This window comes from Hyphomicrobium sp. (assembly GCF_020852195.1).
In the GTDB taxonomy this organism is placed as follows: domain Bacteria; phylum Pseudomonadota; class Alphaproteobacteria; order Rhizobiales; family Hyphomicrobiaceae; genus Hyphomicrobium_C.
This window is the reverse complement of record NZ_JADZBI010000167.1, coordinates 1-18,099: the sequence shown is the minus strand read 5'-3', so window position 1 is coordinate 18,099 and position 18,099 is coordinate 1. Positions and strand designations below refer to the sequence as shown.

18 protein-coding genes are annotated in these 18,099 nt (G+C 65.9%); 9 read left to right on the top strand and 9 right to left on the bottom strand.

The genetic code is table 11. The annotated features are described in order from the left end of the window. Nucleotides 1-4: 4 nt before the first annotated feature. The 4 genes from IT540_RS14205 to mtgA form a co-directional block, all read right to left on the bottom strand. Complete coding sequence (locus IT540_RS14205; RefSeq protein WP_291179145.1) at nucleotides 5-1,270, bottom strand: bifunctional diguanylate cyclase/phosphodiesterase; 1,266 nt, start codon at nucleotides 1,268-1,270, stop codon at nucleotides 5-7. A 294-nt stretch (nucleotides 1,271-1,564) separates the two neighbouring features. Beyond that, the gene (locus IT540_RS14200; RefSeq protein ID WP_291179142.1) at nucleotides 1,565-2,014 is read right to left on the bottom strand and encodes a hypothetical protein; all 450 of its coding nucleotides are present in this window, start codon (nucleotides 2,012-2,014) and stop codon (nucleotides 1,565-1,567) included. Nucleotides 2,015-2,183: 169 nt separating this feature from the next. Then, a complete protein-coding gene (gene rpmF, locus IT540_RS14195) occupies nucleotides 2,184-2,369 on the bottom strand; it encodes a 50S ribosomal protein L32 (RefSeq protein WP_291179139.1) in 186 nt (61 codons plus the stop codon). 298 nt (nucleotides 2,370-2,667) lie between these two features. Next, the gene (gene mtgA / locus IT540_RS14190) at nucleotides 2,668-4,569 is read right to left on the bottom strand and encodes a monofunctional biosynthetic peptidoglycan transglycosylase (RefSeq protein ID WP_291179137.1); all 1,902 of its coding nucleotides are present in this window, start codon (nucleotides 4,567-4,569) and stop codon (nucleotides 2,668-2,670) included. A 58-nt stretch (nucleotides 4,570-4,627) separates the two neighbouring features. Between mtgA and IT540_RS14185 the strand changes: the two genes are divergently transcribed. The 4 genes from IT540_RS14185 to IT540_RS14170 all read left to right on the top strand — a co-directional run bounded on the left by IT540_RS14185 (nucleotide 4,628) and on the right by IT540_RS14170 (nucleotide 8,215). After that, on the top strand, nucleotides 4,628-5,545 hold the full coding sequence (locus IT540_RS14185; RefSeq protein WP_291179134.1) for a polyprenyl synthetase family protein: 918 nt from the start codon (nucleotides 4,628-4,630) through the stop codon (nucleotides 5,543-5,545). Between the two features lie 193 nt (nucleotides 5,546-5,738). Beyond that, on the top strand, nucleotides 5,739-7,118 hold the full coding sequence (gene der / locus IT540_RS14180; protein WP_291179131.1) for a ribosome biogenesis GTPase Der: 1,380 nt from the start codon (nucleotides 5,739-5,741) through the stop codon (nucleotides 7,116-7,118). Nucleotides 7,119-7,243: 125 nt separating this feature from the next. Beyond that, entirely contained in the window at nucleotides 7,244-7,540 is a 297-nt protein-coding gene (locus IT540_RS14175) for a hypothetical protein (RefSeq protein WP_291179128.1), read from the top strand. Between the two features lie 216 nt (nucleotides 7,541-7,756). Continuing rightward, complete coding sequence (locus tag IT540_RS14170) at nucleotides 7,757-8,215, top strand: DNA polymerase III subunit chi (RefSeq protein WP_291179125.1); 459 nt, start codon at nucleotides 7,757-7,759, stop codon at nucleotides 8,213-8,215. A 395-nt stretch (nucleotides 8,216-8,610) separates the two neighbouring features. Here IT540_RS14170 and IT540_RS14165 read toward each other — a convergent pair whose 3' ends face one another. Both IT540_RS14165 and argB read right to left on the bottom strand, forming a co-directional pair. After that, on the bottom strand, nucleotides 8,611-9,414 hold the full coding sequence (locus tag IT540_RS14165; RefSeq protein ID WP_291179122.1) for a pyrimidine 5'-nucleotidase: 804 nt from the start codon (nucleotides 9,412-9,414) through the stop codon (nucleotides 8,611-8,613). Further along, nucleotides 9,411-10,370: an acetylglutamate kinase gene (gene argB / locus IT540_RS14160; RefSeq protein ID WP_291179119.1), complete on the bottom strand. Its 960-nt coding sequence runs from the start codon at nucleotides 10,368-10,370 to the stop codon at nucleotides 9,411-9,413. The genes IT540_RS14165 and argB overlap by 4 nt, the downstream gene beginning before the upstream one ends. Nucleotides 10,371-10,658: 288 nt before the next feature. Between argB and IT540_RS14155 the strand changes: the two genes are divergently transcribed. Continuing rightward, entirely contained in the window at nucleotides 10,659-12,257 is a 1,599-nt protein-coding gene (locus IT540_RS14155) for a Clp protease N-terminal domain-containing protein (RefSeq protein ID WP_291179116.1), read from the top strand. 134 nt (nucleotides 12,258-12,391) lie between these two features. Here IT540_RS14155 and IT540_RS14150 read toward each other — a convergent pair whose 3' ends face one another. Then, nucleotides 12,392-13,441 carry a linear amide C-N hydrolase gene (locus IT540_RS14150; protein ID WP_291179113.1) on the bottom strand — a complete coding sequence of 350 codons (1,050 nt, stop codon included), beginning with the start codon at nucleotides 13,439-13,441 and terminating at the stop codon, nucleotides 12,392-12,394. A gap of 113 nt (nucleotides 13,442-13,554) precedes the next feature. Here IT540_RS14150 and IT540_RS14145 point away from each other — a divergent pair, with 113 nt between their 5' ends. The 4 genes from IT540_RS14145 (at nucleotide 13,555) to IT540_RS14130 (ending at nucleotide 17,022) form a co-directional block, all read left to right on the top strand. After that, the gene (locus IT540_RS14145) at nucleotides 13,555-14,082 is read left to right on the top strand and encodes a DNA-deoxyinosine glycosylase (protein ID WP_291179110.1); all 528 of its coding nucleotides are present in this window, start codon (nucleotides 13,555-13,557) and stop codon (nucleotides 14,080-14,082) included. A 121-nt stretch (nucleotides 14,083-14,203) separates the two neighbouring features. Then, nucleotides 14,204-15,280, top strand: coding sequence for a hypothetical protein (locus tag IT540_RS14140; RefSeq protein ID WP_291179108.1), 1,077 nt, complete (start codon nucleotides 14,204-14,206; stop codon nucleotides 15,278-15,280). Beyond that, on the top strand, nucleotides 15,277-16,341 hold the full coding sequence (locus tag IT540_RS14135; protein ID WP_291179105.1) for a hypothetical protein: 1,065 nt from the start codon (nucleotides 15,277-15,279) through the stop codon (nucleotides 16,339-16,341). The genes IT540_RS14140 and IT540_RS14135 overlap by 4 nt, the downstream gene beginning before the upstream one ends. Before the next feature lie 15 nt (nucleotides 16,342-16,356). Continuing rightward, entirely contained in the window at nucleotides 16,357-17,022 is a 666-nt protein-coding gene (locus tag IT540_RS14130) for a DUF1353 domain-containing protein (protein WP_291179102.1), read from the top strand. A 1-nt stretch (nucleotide 17,023) separates the two neighbouring features. On the opposite strand, the gene yihA is transcribed toward IT540_RS14130, so the two are convergent. Both yihA and IT540_RS14120 read right to left on the bottom strand, forming a co-directional pair. Beyond that, nucleotides 17,024-17,674, bottom strand: coding sequence for a ribosome biogenesis GTP-binding protein YihA/YsxC (gene yihA / locus IT540_RS14125; RefSeq protein WP_291179099.1), 651 nt, complete (start codon nucleotides 17,672-17,674; stop codon nucleotides 17,024-17,026). Further along, the coding region (locus IT540_RS14120) for a YidC/Oxa1 family membrane protein insertase (protein WP_291179096.1) at nucleotides 17,671-18,099 on the bottom strand (429 nt) is incomplete at its 5' end. The genes yihA and IT540_RS14120, both read right to left, overlap by 4 nt.

Below are 18,099 nucleotides of genomic sequence, written 5' to 3'. Positions count from 1 at the left end.
CCGCTCAAAGCAGGCCTTTCTTATTAAGCTCGTCGACGGCCATCGGCGGCCCGTAAAGGTAGCCCTGGAGATACGTGGCGCCCGCGGCCTCGAGAAACGCGGCCCCCTCCTCGTCGGCGACCCATTCCGCGACCGTCTCGAGCCCGAGCCCCTTGGCCATCTCGATCATCGACTTGACCAGCACGCGCGCCTGCGGATCGCTCGCCAGATGCGCGACGAACGACCCGTCGATCTTGAGCATGTCCACGTTGAGCGCACGCAAGTGGCGGAAGGACGTGTAGCCGGCGCCGAAATCGTCGATGCCAACCTTGCATCCGAGATCCCGCAGCCGGTCCAAGAAGGCCGCCGCCGCATCGAAGTCGTGAACCATGGCCGTCTCGGTCATCTCGACGATGAGGCGCGCCCGCACGTCCGGGCGGCCCTCCGTGAGCGATTGCAAGGTGGCGATCCAGTCCTCGTCCCCAGCCGTCAGGCTGGAGATGTTGATCGACAGCTTGAGCTGCGGATGCTCCTTCAACAGCGCGATCCCCAGCTCGAGCGAGCGCCGGTCGACGAGCCGGGCGAGGCCGAGCTGCTCCGCCTCCTCGATGAAGTCCGCGGCCGATATGAGCGTCCCGTCGCGCCGGCTGAGGCGCAGAAGCCCTTCGTAGAAGGCAAGCCTGCGTCCGGCTGCGGTGACGACCGGCTGCAGCATAAGCAGCATGCGCCCTTCATTGAGCGCCTCCATCACCGAGCTGGAGATCGCCTTCTCGCGCTCGAGTGCCCGCTCCGCGGCGGCGTTTGGATCGTACGCGACGAAGACACCCGACGGCTGCTGCTTGGCGAGCTCGAGCGCGCCGAGAGCATTCCGGATGGCGTCCGTGGCGGTGGCCGCATGCTCGGGGAGTATGACGCCGCCGACCGAGATCGACGCGGCCAGCGGGCCGGCGGACGTGGCGATGGTGGCATTGCGGATCAATTCGATCATCGACTCAGCCGTCTGCCGCAGCGACGCGGCTCCGCAGTTGTCGACGATGATCGCGAAGGTGTTGGACCCATAACGCCCGATGGTATCGGAGCCGGAAAGGCTCGACTTGATGAGACGTCCGGTCTCCGCGATGAGCGCGTCGCCGACATCGATCCCGAGCCGCGTGTTGATGGCGCCGAGTGTGTTCACCGACGCCATGAGGAGCGCGCTCGGCCGCCCGGTACGCTCGGCGCGGCGGAGCACGGCGCCGAGAGCCTCGAACAGCCGGATGCGGTTGAGCGAGGCGGGTTCCCGATCGGGCACGGCCTCATCCTGCGCGATGGGCCGCACGCCTGACCGGGCGCTGCGGCACGGGTTTGCCGAGGAAAGGCGCGGAGCGCTTCACGGCGGAGCGCACGGAAGCGCCCACGGATCGATAACGCGTGCAAATCATGCAAAGATCAAAAGATTTCGGGGGCGCAGCGAAGAGAAGGCCGCACCCCAGGCCATCAGTTTACATATCATATCAGATATTCCGCGTTCGCACCAACGTGGCGCGGCGCATGCCGCCGCTTCGAGCAGCACGCGCCGGACAGCAGGCGAACGGCGGTCGCAGGACTAGTGGTCGATACCGCCGAATCCGATATCGCGGCGAGCGACACGGATGCTGATGATGGCGCCCGCGACGACGTCGATCAGAAGCGCGATCAGGAGCAGGAAGAAGACCGATGTCGCCGCCTGCGGAACGACGAGGAACTCGATCAGCACGGCAACGAACACGAGCATGGAGAGACCATGGTCGATCAGGCCCGACGCCGACGTGTAGGTCGCCTTCACGATCTCGACGAACAGAATGATGAGCGTGACGAGCAGGATGAGATCACCCCAGGTGAAGTCCCAGGTGCCGCCACTGATCATTTTGACGCTGAAGATGGTGGTCGCGAGCAGCGCGCGCGCCGCCTGTCCGCCGTCTGCGGTTGGATCTGTGGTTCCGAGCCCGGAGAAGAGAACGACGACATTGTAGAGGACGAAGGCGATGATCGTAAGCGGGATAGCTCTCAGCGACATGGTTCACTCCTGCAGGGCCAAGACCTGTGCCTCGTACCCTATCCTCCGGGAGATTGCGACCTCAAGCAAAACGACAGCGCCCGGAGTCCGGGCGCTGTCGCCTTTTTCATATTCATTTGTGGCGAGCTGGCCTCAAATGTCGGATCGGTGACAATCCGACGAACGGCGCCTACGCGTCTGACTTCGGCTCGAGAATCTGCCGGCCACGATACTTGCCGGTCTTGAGGTCGATATGATGCGGACGGCGGCGCTCGCCGCTATCCTTGTCCTCGACATAGGCCGGAGCGCTCAGCGCATCATGCGACTGGCGTTGTCCCTTCTTCATGGGCGACGTCTTTTTCCTAGGAACAGCCATGGGTTAACTCCCGTGATGGCGGCGCCGCGAGGGGGCGCACGCAAGGTCTCGTGCAGATGGAATGGGTGTAGGGCCCGCTTTGGTCCATCCCGGCGGCGCACCCGCGACGCGGGGATTCGGCCCACCAAAACAAACCGCAACGTCCAACCGCTCGATCGGGCGCCGCAGGCTCCAAGACCAAAGATCGCGGCCTTATAGCGGCAATCCCCTGCCTATGCCAGACCATTTTGGACCGTTTGGCCGCCCCGGGGCCACCCCACCCGGCACGGCGGCCGGCGCCGAAAAATTAAGCAGGGCCTCAAGGGGTCCCGAAATTGAGGATCGGCGCCCAATCGTTGGCCGGTTGCTGCTTCTTCTTGGCAGGGGCGGGGCGCGTCGCGGGAGCCTTGCGGATCGTCCGCGGGATGGTGCCACGCGGGGTTGTCGCCGCGGGTGCCGTGGCCGCGGGCGGACGCGCCGCCGCCGAGGCCACGCAGGACGCCACGGCCCCATACGCCTTGACGCGGGCCTGCACCACGCGCGCCTTGGCGGACGTGCGCGGGCCGGGCGAGCCGGCATCGCGAACCACGGGATTGGGAAGCACGGCCGCCAGCAGCGCCGCCTCCCGCTCGCTGAGCCGCGCGGCCGACTTGTTGAAATGGCGCTGCGCCGCAGCCTCCGCACCGAACACGCCAGGGGCCCATTCGGCGATGTTGAGATAGACCTCGAGGATACGGCTCTTCGGCCAGACGAGCTCCATGGCGAGCGTGAGCGGGATCTCGATCACCTTGCGCACGTAGCTCTTGGCGTTCCAGAGGAACAGGTTCTTGGTCACCTGCATGGAAATGGTGCTGGCGCCGCGCGGCGTGCCGCGCGCCGCACGCTCAATGGCCTCCTTGATGGCCGCCGTATCGATGCCGCTGTGCTCGCAGAAGCGCCCGTCCTCCGACACAATGACGGCGCGCACCAGGTTCGCGGAGATGGAGCCCAGTGGCACCCATGTACGATCGATCGCTGTGCCGGTGAGGAGCTGCCCCAGCATGTACGACGATCCCGGCGGATTGACGAAGCGAAAGAGGACGATGAGCACCAGTACCAACGCCAAGTAGCCCCCGATGGCATAGGCCGCATAGCGCGCGGCGGTGCGCAGGTGCTGTCCCCACGGCGCTGTCTTCCACCACGGCTCCTGCACGCGTGCCGGCTCGGCCCGCGGCTCGATATCCGGCGCAAGGGGACGCGGTATGCGCAGGGCGGGGTCGAGCCGCCGTCCGATCGTGATGAGATGCGGGTCCCGTATCGTCTCCGGCGGGCGGAAAAGATCCTCAGCCGCGGCCGTGAACGAAGCGGCGTCGGCGTCGGCCGCAGTCGCGGGTGGCGCGGCTGCAGGAGCTTCAACGCCAATGCTCGGCGCGCCGCCGTCCGCCCAGGCATCCCCGGTGCGGAGCGGCGCGAGCTTCGGCTCCGCCGACGGCTTGGCAGGTTCGGATCCTGGCCCGATATCAAACGGATCCGCACCTTCAACCGGAGCCGGCGGAACGACATCGGGCGGCTCCGCCAAGGCATCCGCGATGGCATTGCGCCACGGCTCGGCATCGCGAGCATCGGCTTCCGGTAGCGCGCGCTCGTCGCTTGCAACAGGCCCGAAGGCGTCCGCCACATCCTCGATCGAGGGAGCAGCCGCGAGTAGCTCCTCCGGTACCTCCGAAACGAAAGCCGCCTGCTCGTCGTGGTAGGTCACATCCTCGGGCTCCGAGAACGTCTCGTCGACCACGACGACGGGCGGCTCGTCGCCCCCGCCCGCCAAGACCTCGTGCGCAGGAGACTGCTGCGGCTTGAAATCGGATGGCAGCGAAGCGTCGACAATATCCTCGGCGGCCTCGCTCACCGCATCCAGAACCGCGTCGTCGATGACGGCCGGATCGGCGACCGGCGCCTCGAAGAGGGCAGGCCGGTCGCCCGCGGCGTCGGCATGAGGCTCGAAACCGGACAACAGAGAAACCTCGGCCGGCTCGTCGGCGACGTCACCCACCGCATCGGGAACCGCGTCGACACCTACTGGCTCCGCGGCCGGCGCTTCGAAGACAGCAGGCGGGTCATCCGCACCGTCAGCAGCGGGCTCGGGCTCGCGCGTGACGGGACCGCCCTCCGAGCGGGGGCCATCGGGCAGCGGCAGCACCTCGCCGGGTGTCCCGTCATCCTCACGGGTGTCCTTGTCCGCCACGGATGCTATATCCCGCGCCACGCGTCACGTCCCACAGATAGTCTTAGGTACTTCGTCCATGACCTTCGCGCAAAGGCTCGATCGGATCAGAGGGCTAACGGAAGCCCGCCTGGGTTCGCTCGTAGGGGCAAAAACGGAGCGGCGCGAAGGACATGACCGGCCCCCGCAACGGCTCCTGGACGCGGTCGGCCATGCGACGCTCGGCGGCGGAAAAAGGTTCCGCCCGTTTCTTGTCGTGGAGAGTGCGGCCCTTTTCGGGCTGCCCGAGCGCGAAGCTCTGGATACGGCGGCCGCCATCGAGTGCGTTCATTGCTACTCCCTTGCGCACGACGACCTGCCCGCGATGGATAACGACGCCGTGCGGCGCGGGCTGCCGACGGTATGGAAGGCGTTCGACGAATGGACGGCGATCCTCGCCGGGGACGCACTCCTCACGGTTGCATTCGAAACCCTGAGCAAGCCCGAGGTGCATCCACGCCCAGAGGTCCGCCTCGAGCTGATCTCGGGTCTTGCCAGAGCGGCGGGCATGGCGGGCATGGTCGGCGGACAGGCTCTCGATCTCGAGGCCGAGCGCCTGCCGCGCACCGCGCCGACCACCCTCGAGGAGATCCTGCACCTGCAGAGCCTCAAGACCGGAGCCCTGATCCGCTTTGCCTGCGAGGCCGGCGCCATCCTCGGGCAGGCGGAGCCCGAGGCGCGGGCGGCACTGCACCGCTACGGCAAGGAGCTCGGCCTCGCCTTCCAGATCGCCGACGACCTGCTCGACGCGGAAGGCGACGCCGCAACCGTCGGCAAGGCGGTGAGCAAAGACGCCGCTGCCGGCAAGGCCACGCTGGTATCGCTCATGGGGCGCGACGCCGCCCGCACCGAGCTGAAGCGGGTCGAGCAGGCAGCCGTCGATGCGCTTCGCCTCTTCGGCGCGCGCGCCGCAACGCTGATCGAGGCCGCCCACTTCGTCGCCAGCCGCAACCGTTAACCGTCGAACCTGTCGCTGTCTGTCATCCCCCGACCGAGCTGCGCAAGCCGCGAGATCCGGGACCCAGGAGCAACAAACACCGCCCTTACGCCGTGCCTGGGACATTGCATCCCTGAACGGGGAGGAAAACCATCGCTTTTGCATTTCTTGCGGTTTCAGGCCATAAGCCGCGCTTCCACGAGAGCACACCGAGATGACCCCCAAGATCGCCATCGTGGGCCGGCCCAACGTGGGCAAGTCCACGCTCTTCAATCGTCTGACCGGCACCCGCGCCGCGCTGGTCTCCGACCTGCCGGGGCTGACGCGCGACCGCAAGGAAGGCGAGGCGGAGCTCGGCGGCCATCCCATCATCATCATCGACACCGCCGGCCTCGAGGTCGCGGCCAAAGGCTCCATCGCAGACCGCATGCGCCAGCAGACCGAGGCGGCGATCACACTCGCCGACCTCGTCCTGTTCGTCATCGACGCCCGCGACGGCGTCACCGCCACCGACGAGACCTTCGCCCGCATCGTGCGCGCCTCGGGCCGCCCTGTCGTGCTCATCGCCAACAAGTGCGAGGGCCGCTCCTCCGACGAGGGTTTCTACGATGCGTTCAAGCTCGGTCTCGGCGAGCCGGTCGCCATCTCCGCCGAGCACGGCCTCGGACTCGGCGATCTCGAGCGCGACGCACTCGCCGCCCTCGGGCTCAAGCCGAAACCGAAGGCGCGCAAAGCCGACGGCGAGGAAGGCGAGGCACCCGAAACGCGCGAGCGCCCGCTGCGCGTCGCCATCGTCGGCCGCCCCAACGCCGGCAAGTCCACGCTCGTCAATGCACTGCTCGGCGAGGAGCGCATGATCGTCGGCCCCGAGCCGGGCCTCACGCGCGATTCGGTTTCGAGCGACATCACATGGCAGGGCCGGACCATTCGCCTGTTCGACACCGCGGGCCTGCGCCGCAAGGCCAAGGTCACCGAGCTTGCCGAGAAGCTCTCGACCAGCGACACGGTGCGCGCCATCCGTTTCGCCGAGGTCGTCGTGCTCCTGCTCGATGCCGAGCGCGGCCTCGAGCACCAGGACTTGAGCATCGGCGACCTCGTCACGGAGGAGGGGCGTGCGCTGGTGATCGCGCTCAACAAGTGGGACCGCATCGAGGAGAAGCAGAAGGTCCTGAAGGAGCTTCACCGCAAGATCGCGGAGGGCCTGGCCCAGGTGCCCGGCGTCGCCGTGGTGCCGATATCGGCCGCGAGCGAGAAGGGCCTCGACAAGCTGCTGCGCGCCATAACCACCGCCGCCGAGATCTGGAACCGCCGCGTGGCGACGCACGAGCTGAACCGCTGGCTCGAGGAGGCGCTCGCACGGCATGCTCCACCCGCGCCGTCCGGCCGGCGCCTCAAGATCCGCTACATGACCCAGCCGTCGACGCGGCCGCCGACCTTCGTGGCGTTCTGCTCGCGCCCGGACGCGCTGCCGAAAACCTACCAGAAGTACCTGACCAACAGCCTGCGCGAGGCGTTCGACCTTCCGGGCGTTCCCATCCGCCTGAACCTGCGGGGTGGCGACAATCCGTTTGCGCCGACGCGCCGACGCCGTTAACCCAACAGCCTTCCGGAACCCGTCCAGGACCAAGGAATCGGCTGGCGCCAGCCAACCGAGCGCGATAGGGTCCCGCCGGGGATCATGCCGGTCAAGCCGAGTAGAAACGTCAAAGGGAATGCGTGATGTCCAAGGTCCTCCCCACGAGCCTCAAGCCTGCTGTTTTTCGCGCCGCATCGGTGCTGCCGGCAGTTGTCGCCGCATTGGCACTCGCGATGCCGAGCGAGGCGGCGGCTTACAGCAAGAAGGTCGAGAACGCCTGCCGGGCCGACTACAAGACGCATTGCCCCGCCTACAAGGAAGGCTCGTCCGCGCTCCGCAACTGCATGTCGCTGGCCGGCCGCAGGGGGAACCTCAGCAAGCGCTGCGTCAACGCCCTGACGGACGCCGGCTTGGTGCCGCGCAAGTATCGCAAGCGCTGAGAGCAGGGGCTGGAATCGCAGCGGGCGGGAGTCCCGCAGCGAACCCGAAGATGCTGCTGAACGTCACCGCCCGCACGGGCGTCACCCTTGATGGCGCCGCACCGGACTCGCAGAGATAGGCGAGGGTGCCATCGACATCAAGTCCCTTAAGTGATCTTTTCTCTTTCGCATGTGCGTCTGTTGCGGCGCGCCAACGCGGAAGGCTGAGCAGCATCAATGACCGAGCCTGCCGAGGTCCTGTTCTATCATCTCGAGCGCGTGCCGCTCGAGCGCGTACTGCCGTCGCTCCTGGAGCGCACGCTCGAGCGCGGCTGGCGCGCCGTCGTACAATCGGGAAGCCCCGAGCGTCTCGAAGCGCTCGACCTCGCGCTCTGGACGTACAGCGACGCGAGCTTCCTTCCCCACGGTACCGCGCGCGACGGCGATCCCGCGCGCCAGCCAGTCTATCTCACCACCGGCGACGAGACGCCGAACGGCGCCGGCGTGCGCTTCCTGGTCGACGGCGCGGAAATCCCGGCCTTCACCGGCTTCGTGCGCATCGTCTGCCTGTTCGACGGCCACGATCCCGACGCGACCGGCAAGGCACGCCAGCAATGGCAAGCCGCAAAGGCCGCCGGCTGCGCCGTCACCTACTGGCGCCAGTCCGACAGCGGCCGCTGGGAGAAGCAGGGGTGATATCCCAGTGGTCGATGCGTCAGCTTGCTCTCGTTCGTCACAACCGTGGCGGCTTTTACGGGGAGAAGCGATACCTCTCTCCATCCTAGGTCGTCGTGCATGAGGCATCCGGCGGAGGAAGCGCCTTCGCTCTACTGCGACGTGTCTGGATCCCGGTCTTCGTCGGGGTGACGCTTTTCTTGGGCAGGCCGCCCACCTCCCCACATACCGTCATCCCGGCGGAGGCCGGGATCCACGCCAGCCTGCCAAGGCCGAGCCGGAAGCGTGCATCGCGCAGCGTGGTTCTGGCGTCGTCGTCCCAACGAGAGCCGTCGCATTTTCGGAAGCTTGCGTGGGTGCCGGCCTCCGCCGGCATGACGGCATGTTGTAGGCGCGCCGCGCATCCAAATTCAACGTCATCCCGGCGGAGGCCGGGATCTAGACACGTCTCCACACACACGCGTTGTGGCAGCGAGGAACTCCGCGAGGTCCAGCGTCATGTGGTGGATGTGGTCCGGCAGTTCGGTCCACGTCTTCATCTGCTCCTGCACCGGATGATCGAGGTAGCTCGAATGCACGAGCACCGTCGTCATGCCGAGGTCGTGCGGCGCGGTGAGGTTCATCGGCATGTCCTCGAACATCGCCGCGCGCTCCGCCGCCACGCCATGCCGGCGGACCATGCGCTGGAACGCGTCCGCCTCGGGCTTCGGCACGTAGTCGCACGCCGCGATATCACAGATGTCCTCGAAGAGGTCGAGCACGCCAAGCTTCTCGGCCACCCGCTCCGCATGCCGCCGCGAGCCGTTGGTGTAGATCAACCGCCGCCCCGGCAGCGCCGCAATGGCGGCGCGAAGCTCCGGCGCCTCCGGCACCACCGAAAGGTCGATGTCGTGCACGTAGGCGAGGAACGCCGCGGGATCGAGCTTGTGCACGGCCATCAGCCCCGCGAGTGTGGTGCCGAACTGACGGTAGTAGGTCTTCTGCAGGTGCCGGGCCTGCGCATAGGACACACCGAGATAGTGGGCGATGAACGCCCCCATGCGGTGATCGACCTGCGCGAACAGATTGCATTCGGCCGGATAGAGCGTGTTGTCGAGATCGAAGATCCACGCATCCGTGTGCGCAAACCCGCGCGGCGGCGCGCCGGATCGCGACTGCAGCACCCTCGGAGCCTCACCGACGTCGGCCGCCGCACGCGAGACCTTGCGCTCCGCGCTCATGCGCTCTTCTTCTCTTTCGGCTTGCGCCGTCCGACCAGCGTGCCCGCGCCGTGATCGGTCAGGAGCTCGAGCAGCACGCTGTGCGGCACGCGGCCGTTGATGATGACGACGGCCTCGACGCCCGCCTCCACGACCTCGATGCAGCCCTCGATCTTGGGGATCATGCCGCCGGTGATCGTGCCGTTGCGGATCAGCTCCTGCGCTTCCGTGATGGTGAGATCGGCGATCAGGTTGCCGTCCTTGTCGAGCACGCCTTCGACGTCCGTGAGCAGCAGCAGGCGCTTGGCCTGCAGCCGCGCGGCGAGCGCGGAAGCGAACGTATCGGCATTGATGTTGAGCGTTTCCCCTTGGGGCGAGATGCCGATCGGCGCGATCACGGGGATGAGGTCGGACTTCGAGATCACGTCGACGATGTGCGGGTTAACGTGCAGCGGGTCGCCCACGTAGCCGATGTCGACGTCCTTCATCTCGCTGCTCGCAGGATCCGCCATCTGCGTGATCTTGCGCGCGATCATGAGGTTGGCATCCTTGCCGCAGATGCCGACCGCCTTGCCGCCCTGCTTGTTGATCGCCGAGACGATGTCCTTGTTGATGCGCCCGGCGAGCACCATTTCGACGACTTCGACCGTCGGCTTGTCGGTGACGCGCAGCCCGTTGACGAACTCCGACTTGATCTCGAGCTTGTTGAGCATGCTGGCGATCTGCGGCCCGCCGCCGTGCACGACGATGGGGTTCACGCCCGACTGCTTGAGATAAACGATGTCCTTGGCGAAGGCATCCGCGAGCGCCTGGTCACCCATGGCGTGGCCACCGAACTTCACGACCACGATCTGCTCGTCGTAGCGCAGCATGTTGGGCAGCGCCTCCGCCAGGATGCGCGCCTGCACGTGCGCCGAGATCTCCTTCGGATCGAATGCGCCCTGGGTCGCCCGTTGCGTATCGGTCACCTTCGCCATGGTCCCCTGCGATCCCTACTTCTGCCGCTTCCACGTCGATCCGGGGCGGCTTTCGCGGCCGGCCCCGTCACGGCGAGCACATATAACCTGTGGAGGGCCGGCCTCAACGGAATTCCCACACATTCGCGCGCCAAGATTACACGTTGAGTTCCCGCGCATTGAGGTCCAACCTTGCCCGGCCCCTCATCATAACGTCATATCCCGCATGAAAGATTCGACTGCGGGGCTCGGCCCGGGGCATGGGGCCGATGACGACGCGGGCCGTGCGGCCCCCGAGAGGACTCCTGAATGACGACGATGATCGTCGACGACCTCGGCAGAATTCCCATGTCGCCGTACCTGACGGCGACGCTGACCCGTGCCGCCGACTACGCGACAGCCCAGGCGCACCGCGAGGTGACGCTGGAGCATCTGCTGCTGGCGCTCGCCGAGGACCCGGAGGCGACCGTTGTCCTGAAGTCGAGCAACATCGACCTCGCGCGCCTGACGGCCGAGGTCTCGGACTTTCTCGGCCACTCCGACGACCGCGTCGACCCGGCAAGCGGCCAGACCGTCGCCATCTCTGCCGACCTGAGGCGCATCCTCGAGGCCGCCGCCGCCGCCGCGCGGCAGGGCCGGCGCCGCGAGATCAACGGCGCCATCGTGCTGGCCGCCATCGTCGGCGACGGTAAGAGCACGGCCGCCCATCTGCTCCGCATGCAGGGCCTGACGTTCGAGGAGGCGATCCGCGCGCTGCAGCGCGCCACGCCCGCTCAGCCTCAGCCCCCGGCGCCACAGCCTGCCCCGGCACCGGTGCCGCAGCCGCCGCAACATCGGCCGGAGCCGCAGCCGGTGCCTGACCTGGGCCCGCCGCCGCCACCCGATCTAACGCGGCCCGCAAGCACGGAGGAGATTCTGACATCCGCCCGCGAGCGTCTGCAGCAGGGCCGCCAGGAGCCGCCGCCGGCCGCTCCGGCGACGCTGCCGCGCGCCAACTATCCGGACCTCGGCGGGCCGCCCCAGCGGCCGGCACCGCCCCCGGCGCCCGCTCCTGCAGAGCCGGCATTCGAACGCGACCATCCGATATCGGATGAGCGCTTCGCGCCCCAGGCCGACGCGACACCGGGCTCGTTCCCGCCGTTCGGCGACGAGTATCCCGGCGCCTTATCGGGCGGACATCCTGAGCCGCAGCCTCCCGCCTGGCCGTCGCCGGCATTGGCCGACCAGCATGTGCCGACTCCGCCGGCGCCACCCTCTGAGGCCGCGGCCAGCACCCGCTGGGGCGCACCGCCCCGCGCCGCACCCCCGCAAACCGAGCGCCGCCGGGCCGCGTCCTCCGGCCCCTTCGTCGGCTCATGGCCGCTGATCGAGGCCGGCCAGCTCGTCGAGAACATCCCGCGGCGCATGCGCATCGGCGTGCCGGTCGTGGCGGAAGCACGCATCGCACGCGCAGATGTCAAGGCGCTGGCCGAGGGCCTTGCGGGCGGCGGCGCCGCGTTCCGTCACGAGGTGGTTGTCACCAAGGCCATGTCGGTGCGCCTGCGCGCACCCGACGGCGGCTTCACCATCGAGAACCGCTCGCCCGAGACGCAGTGGATCGAGAACGTGCTGGGCCTCGGCGCCGACGACTACGCGAGCTGGCGCTGGACCGTGACCCCGCGCTCCCGCGGCCGCCGGCAGCTTCAGCTCATCGTTTCCGCCCGCACGGTCGGCGCCGACGGCATGACGGCGGAGACGGCGCTGCCCGACCAGATCGTCGACGTGAAGGTGTCGATCAACATCGCGCGCACGGCCGCCCGCTGGATCGGCTGGATCGCTGCCGCCATCATCGGTGGCCTGCTCGCCAAGTTCGGCGAGACGGTGTGGGTGATCCTCAAGCTCATGATCGCCCGCCAATTCGGCAGCTGAGCGACGGCCTCCGCCGGGATGACGTTGATTGCATGAAAACCGGTAGCGTCCTCTCGACGTCACTCCGGCGAAGGCCGGAGTCCAGACACTTGACAACCATAGCTGTGAAGTTCCCACCTTGGGTCCGTAGCATTCTAGAACGGCCGCTCGGCCGTTTGAAACTTGGCCGAGACGTCGCCCGAAAGATCGATATCGTCCGGATCGAGCAGCATCACCGGCGCGCCGGGCGAGAGATCGAACTTTGCGAGATCGGCCCAGACCACGTTGGGGCTCGTCGTCAGCTCGAAGAAGTAGCGCCTGTTGGTGAGGTCCATCGCCGTCCGATATTCGGTGTTGTAGATGCCGAAGCCCTTGTAGGGCGCACCGAACGGCACGGAGACGTTGCGGATGATGGCCAGAATGCCGGCGACCGCCGCCCGCTCGTCCTTCGGCTCGGGAAGCAACGCCGCGTAATAGGCGGCACGCTGGAAGCGGTCTCTGGCGTTGACGTTTCCCGGCAGCGGCATGTCGCTGCTCGGCTTCGAGAAATCCTGGGCTTTGAGCAGCGCGAGCTGCTCGTCGTAGGTCGGATCGTTGGTCATGATGCGGAACTCACGCCCATGATGCACGCGCCGCTCGCCCGCGACGTACTCGACGATCGCCGAATCTCCGCTCGCATCCTCGAGGGCGAGATGCACCGTCCCCTGACGTCCGCGCGCTTCCGCCATGATGATCTGCACGTCTTCGAGCAGCGCCAGCGCCTCGGCAACCGTCGCCGCGTTGTCGAGCAGGTATTGCGCCCAGAGGTTGACGGCAATGCCCGGCTTGCCCGCATCGCGCGGCCCGAAGTCCGTGGCCGTGAGATAGAGCATGTGCGTGCCGAGCCCACGCTCGTTGATCCCGTCAACCGTGCCGATGCCGTAGACCGTCGTAACGATGCTTCCATACTCCGAGGTCCACGTTGCGGGGTTGTCCGCAACGACAACGGCCGGACCGACCTTGCCCCCGTTCCGCTGCAAACCGCGGGGGAACACCGTAAGCTTGGGCTCCGTGCTCTCGGGCCAGTCCATGCTGCGGCCGCTGACGACCGCGAGTTTGTTTTCGTTCCAGAGCACGCGCGTGCAGGCCGGCGCCGGAGCGACGGACAGGCCGAGCACGGCACCGATCGTGACGCACGAGACGACGGAATGCACTGTTTTGCCCATGTGAGCCTCCGGGTAGGGTAGGAACGCAGTGCATACGACGCTACATCCGCACCGCGGTCTCTCAAGAAAAAGGGGCCGAGCTGATTAAAATTTGCGGGTCTCAAGGACGTCATATGAAGGTTGCAACGCAACAAGGGCGTGCCACGGACACCGCCATCGTTCGCAGCTTCGCGCCGATTGCCTCGCCTGACGCGCGCGTGCTGATCCTCGGCAGCATGCCCGGCATGGCCTCGCTCGCAGCCGGGCAGTATTACGCTCACCCGCACAACGCGTTCTGGCGCATCATGGGCGAGCTTATCGGCGCCGGCCCCGACAAACCCTACGAGGAGCGCACGCGCATCCTGCTCGCGCACGGCATCGCCGTTTGGGACGTGCTGCAATCCTGCATCCGCCCGGGCAGCCTGGACTCGAGCATCCGCGACGAGGTGCCGAACGACTTCGCGACGTTCTTCGCGCGCCATCGGCATCTCACGCACATCGGTCTCAACGGCGGCAAGGCGGCGGCGAGTTTCAGGAAGCACGCGGCGCGACACTGTCCCGCGCACGTGGTCTTGGCGACGCTGCCGTCGACGAGTCCTGCACACGCGGCCCGCAGCTTCGCCGAGAAGTGCGCCCTCTGGCGCGCCGCACTTGCGACGTGATCTTCCCACCACTCCGATGCACGTCGGCTCTAGACCAAACTCCCGGCCGCATTGTACGCTGGCTGACGTCATACCTGCAGATCGATATTCTTTAATACTTTTGTTTCGGGGGGGGGGCATCATGGCCTGGCACGCGCGATTGCCAGCGCTATTGGCGCTCGCAATTCAGTTCTTCACAACATCAAGTATTGGCGCAGCCGAAGTCGAACTGGTTGACCGCCCTTATTGCAACATCCGCTTGGACGGCCCAATCGAGCCCGGCGATGTGAGGAAAATCGAGTCCGCGGTCGATCAGTCGTTGTCAGAAAATCTGCCAGCGCGAACGAACGACAGGATCAACGGATCCACCTCGATCTGTTTGAACAGCCAAGGCGGCAACTTCGACGAGGCCGTACGGATCATCGATTACTTCGGATCAAGCGTCGTTGGAACCACGATTGACGCCGGAGATTCCTGCACAGCAGTCTGCGCCTTTGTGTTCATGGCCGGACGTTACATGTTCTACCATGGGATCACCCACCCTATTCGCAGGTTGCATGTCGCCGGAACCCTGAGCTTTCACCCGCCCGTTGGGAACGCCCACACGGCCGGCACCGACCTCGAATCCGCTTATACCGAAAGCGTTCGCAAGATGGCCGCCCTTTTGCGCCATGCATCGCAGGCCGAGTTTTTCGGGCGCCGCAGCGTCCTGCCACGTACCTTGCTGCTTGATGTGCTGGGTCTGGAGGCGGGAGCATTCTTGGATGTGGAGACGGTGGGACAGGCCGGTGAGTGGGACATCGCGATCATAGGCTTCAGGGAACCAGCAACGATCACTCAGGCAATGCTGCGCCGGGCCTGCAGCAACAAGGCAATGTGGAACAATCAAATCCCACCCGAGACTGAAGCGGCCGGAAACCCCGACACGGAAGCACCCGTCGAATTCTCGAACGGCCGGCACCGGGCGAGGCTCGAGAAATTGGGAGCAGCGCAAAACGTCAGTTGTGTCGTCGACGCGTTCTATGCATCGGACAGCAGATACTACGTCGATGCCTCGATCAACTTGCCAGGCGAGAAGCCGTACGAATTCGATCCAGGATGTCTCGAGGAACAGGTCCGAGACAACGGAGGCGAGCAGACACGGGTGGGATTGAGCCCCGGAGATCCGATCTGGCACGTGTTCGAGCCGACCCAGAAACTGGCTGACCTCGTGCCATGATGACCGTTCGACAAAGCGGAATGGCACTGTTGATGCTAGCGGTCGCGATGACCGCGTCCTGGCCTTGCGGCGCGGCGGAGATCCAACCCCAAGCCGAAGGGATCTGCACCATCCTGTTAACCGGAGAGATCGAAGCGGGAGACCTGGAGAAACTGAAGCCGGCCCTGCAGTCCGGCAGAGGCACGACGCGCATAAATCTATGCCTGGATAGCCCAGGCGGCAGCTATGGCGAAGCCCTGAAGATCATCGAATACTTGCTCTCCAGCGGCGGGACGGTGCGCACGATCATCGACGCGGGCGCCGAATGCTTCTCCGCCTGTGCGCTCGTATTCATGGCAGGCGGCGTGGATACCGGTGCCAGACCTGATCGAAAGCTCCACGTAAACGGTGTGTTGGGCTTTCATGCGCCCTTCATCAGGGCGGCCCAGGGAGCAGCCACGCCCGAGCTTATTGGCTTGGGTCACCGCGCCGGACTACGCGCCATTCGCCGCCTCCTGGATCTCAACGCCAGCCGAACAGCCTGGTCGTCAAATCTGCAAGGAAAAAGCTTCCTGCCGGACGACCTCGTCGCCGCCTTCCTTCTGAAGCGGCCGGATGAGTTTCTGCTCGTCGATACCGTTGGCCGCGCCGGATCTTGGCAAATCGATCTCTTCGGGTACCGCAAGCTCAAAACAGTGTCTCCCAAGCAGCTGGACAAGGTCTGCAGCAATGACATGGAATGGGCAATCGGCAACGGTGGAGAAAACGACCTGCCGAGCAAACCTTTGAAATTAAACAATGGCAAAGCACGCTATGTGATTCCGGGATTTGGCGACGAAGGCGCATGGGAGTGTGTCGTCGACATCTACCAAAGTCCTTCAAAAGGGCTGTTCCTGAGCCTTGTCTTTGCCAGCACGCCGCTTGATGACGGCGGCGACGAGGAGACAGCCGACGAAAGGCCCGACGAAAACCATCTGAAAGAAGTCGTCGATTCATTGGACGACCCACTGGCGGTACCAGGCGTCCCGCTGTGGTACGCGTTCGATGGCGACACGCCGATCAAGAAGCTCACCAGCAATTGAAGTGGGGCCCATGGCATGAAACTCACGTCATCGATTTCGCGTCGCACCTTCTCGAGAGGTGCAGCGACGAGCCTGCTGACCGCCGCCGCGACCGGGACGCTGCCGAGATTGGCCACAGCTGTGCCCAAACCTGGCTTTTCCGGTAGTGTGGTTGCTGAATGGCTTGACGACGGACGCAGCATGAAGATCGTCCGGCCGATCGAGTACGTCAGCACGGACGGAAGACGATGGCCGGTGCCGGCGGAAACCGTCGTTGACGGCGCGTCCATTCCAAGCCCCTTCTGGAGCATCGTGGGAGGGCCGTTCGAAGGGCTGTACCGGGCGCCGTCGGTCGTTCATGACTATTATTGCGAGGTTCGAACCCGGCCCAGTGACGATGTGCATCGCGTTTTCCATGAGGCAATGCTAACGGCAGGCGTCGGCAAACAGCGCGCCTGGCTCATGTTTCAGGCTGTAGCCAGGTTCGGTCCGCGGTGGCCCGCTCCCCGAATTGACCCACGTTGCGAGGTCGTCGACGAGAACTTCGATTTCGAGCTTTGCGCTCGAAATTCGTCCAAGCCGCGGTCAACGATCCCTAAAATCGACGATGCGGCCCTGCTGCAATTTTCTAAGGATCTCGAAGGCTCTGCGGACCCGGCCGATCTCGAGACGCTGCGCTCGCAAATCGGTGCGGCGCGGTGAACTATTGCGCCGGCAGTAACGCCGCGAGCGTCGCACGCAAGTCTTCGATGCCAGTGCCTTTCTCGGACGAGGTGACGAGCACGATCGGAAACGCGGCTGGATGGTCCGTGAGGGCCTTCTCCGTCGCGGCTAACACGGCGTCGAGCGCCGGCACGCTGATCTTGTCCGCCTTCGTGAGCACGATCTGGTAAGGCACCGCCGTTGTGTCGAGCATCTTCATGATCTCGCGATCGGGCGGCTTGATCCCGTGCCGGCTGTCGATCAGCAGGAACACGCGCCGGAGCGTCGGCCGCCCGCTCAAGTAGGCACGAACCAGCGCCCCCCACGCCGCGACTTTGTCCTTCGGCGCCTTGGCGAAGCCATAACCCGGCATGTCGACCAGATAGAGCGCATCCTCGGCCGGCGCAAAGAAGTTGAGCTCCTGCGTGCGTCCCGGCGTGTTGGACGTGCGGGCAAGCCCGCCGTTGCGCACCATCGCGTTGATGAGGCTCGACTTGCCGACGTTGGAGCGCCCGGCGAAAGCGACCTCGGTCCACCCGTCATCCGGCAAACCGTCGAGCGCCACCACGCCCTTCACGAAGCGCCAGGGTCTGGCGACGAGACGCTCGCCCGCCGCGAGATCCTCGGGGCTGAAGAGCGCCGCGTCGGTCATCCCTTCGTTTCGGATTTCGACTCGGCCTTGCCGAGGCCGACAAGCCGCCCCAACGGCGCGAACGTCCGCTTGAGATTGTCCACGAGATGAACCTCGACGCCCTGCCGATGGGAGATGTACCACTGCTGCGCGACCGACAGCACGTTGTTCCAGGCCCAGTAGATCACGAGGCCCGCCGGGAACGACGCGAGCAGGAACGTGAACAGCAGCGGCATCCAGCTGAAGATCTGCTGCTGGATCGGGTCCGGCTGCGGCGGGTTGAGCTGCATCTGGACCCACATCGTGATTCCCATGATGATCGGCCACACGCCGACGTGCAGGAACTCCGGCACCGCAAAGGGCAACAGACCGAACAGGTTGAAGATGGAGGTCGGATCCGCCGCCGAGAGATCGCGGATCCAGCCGAAGAACGGCGCGTGCCGCAT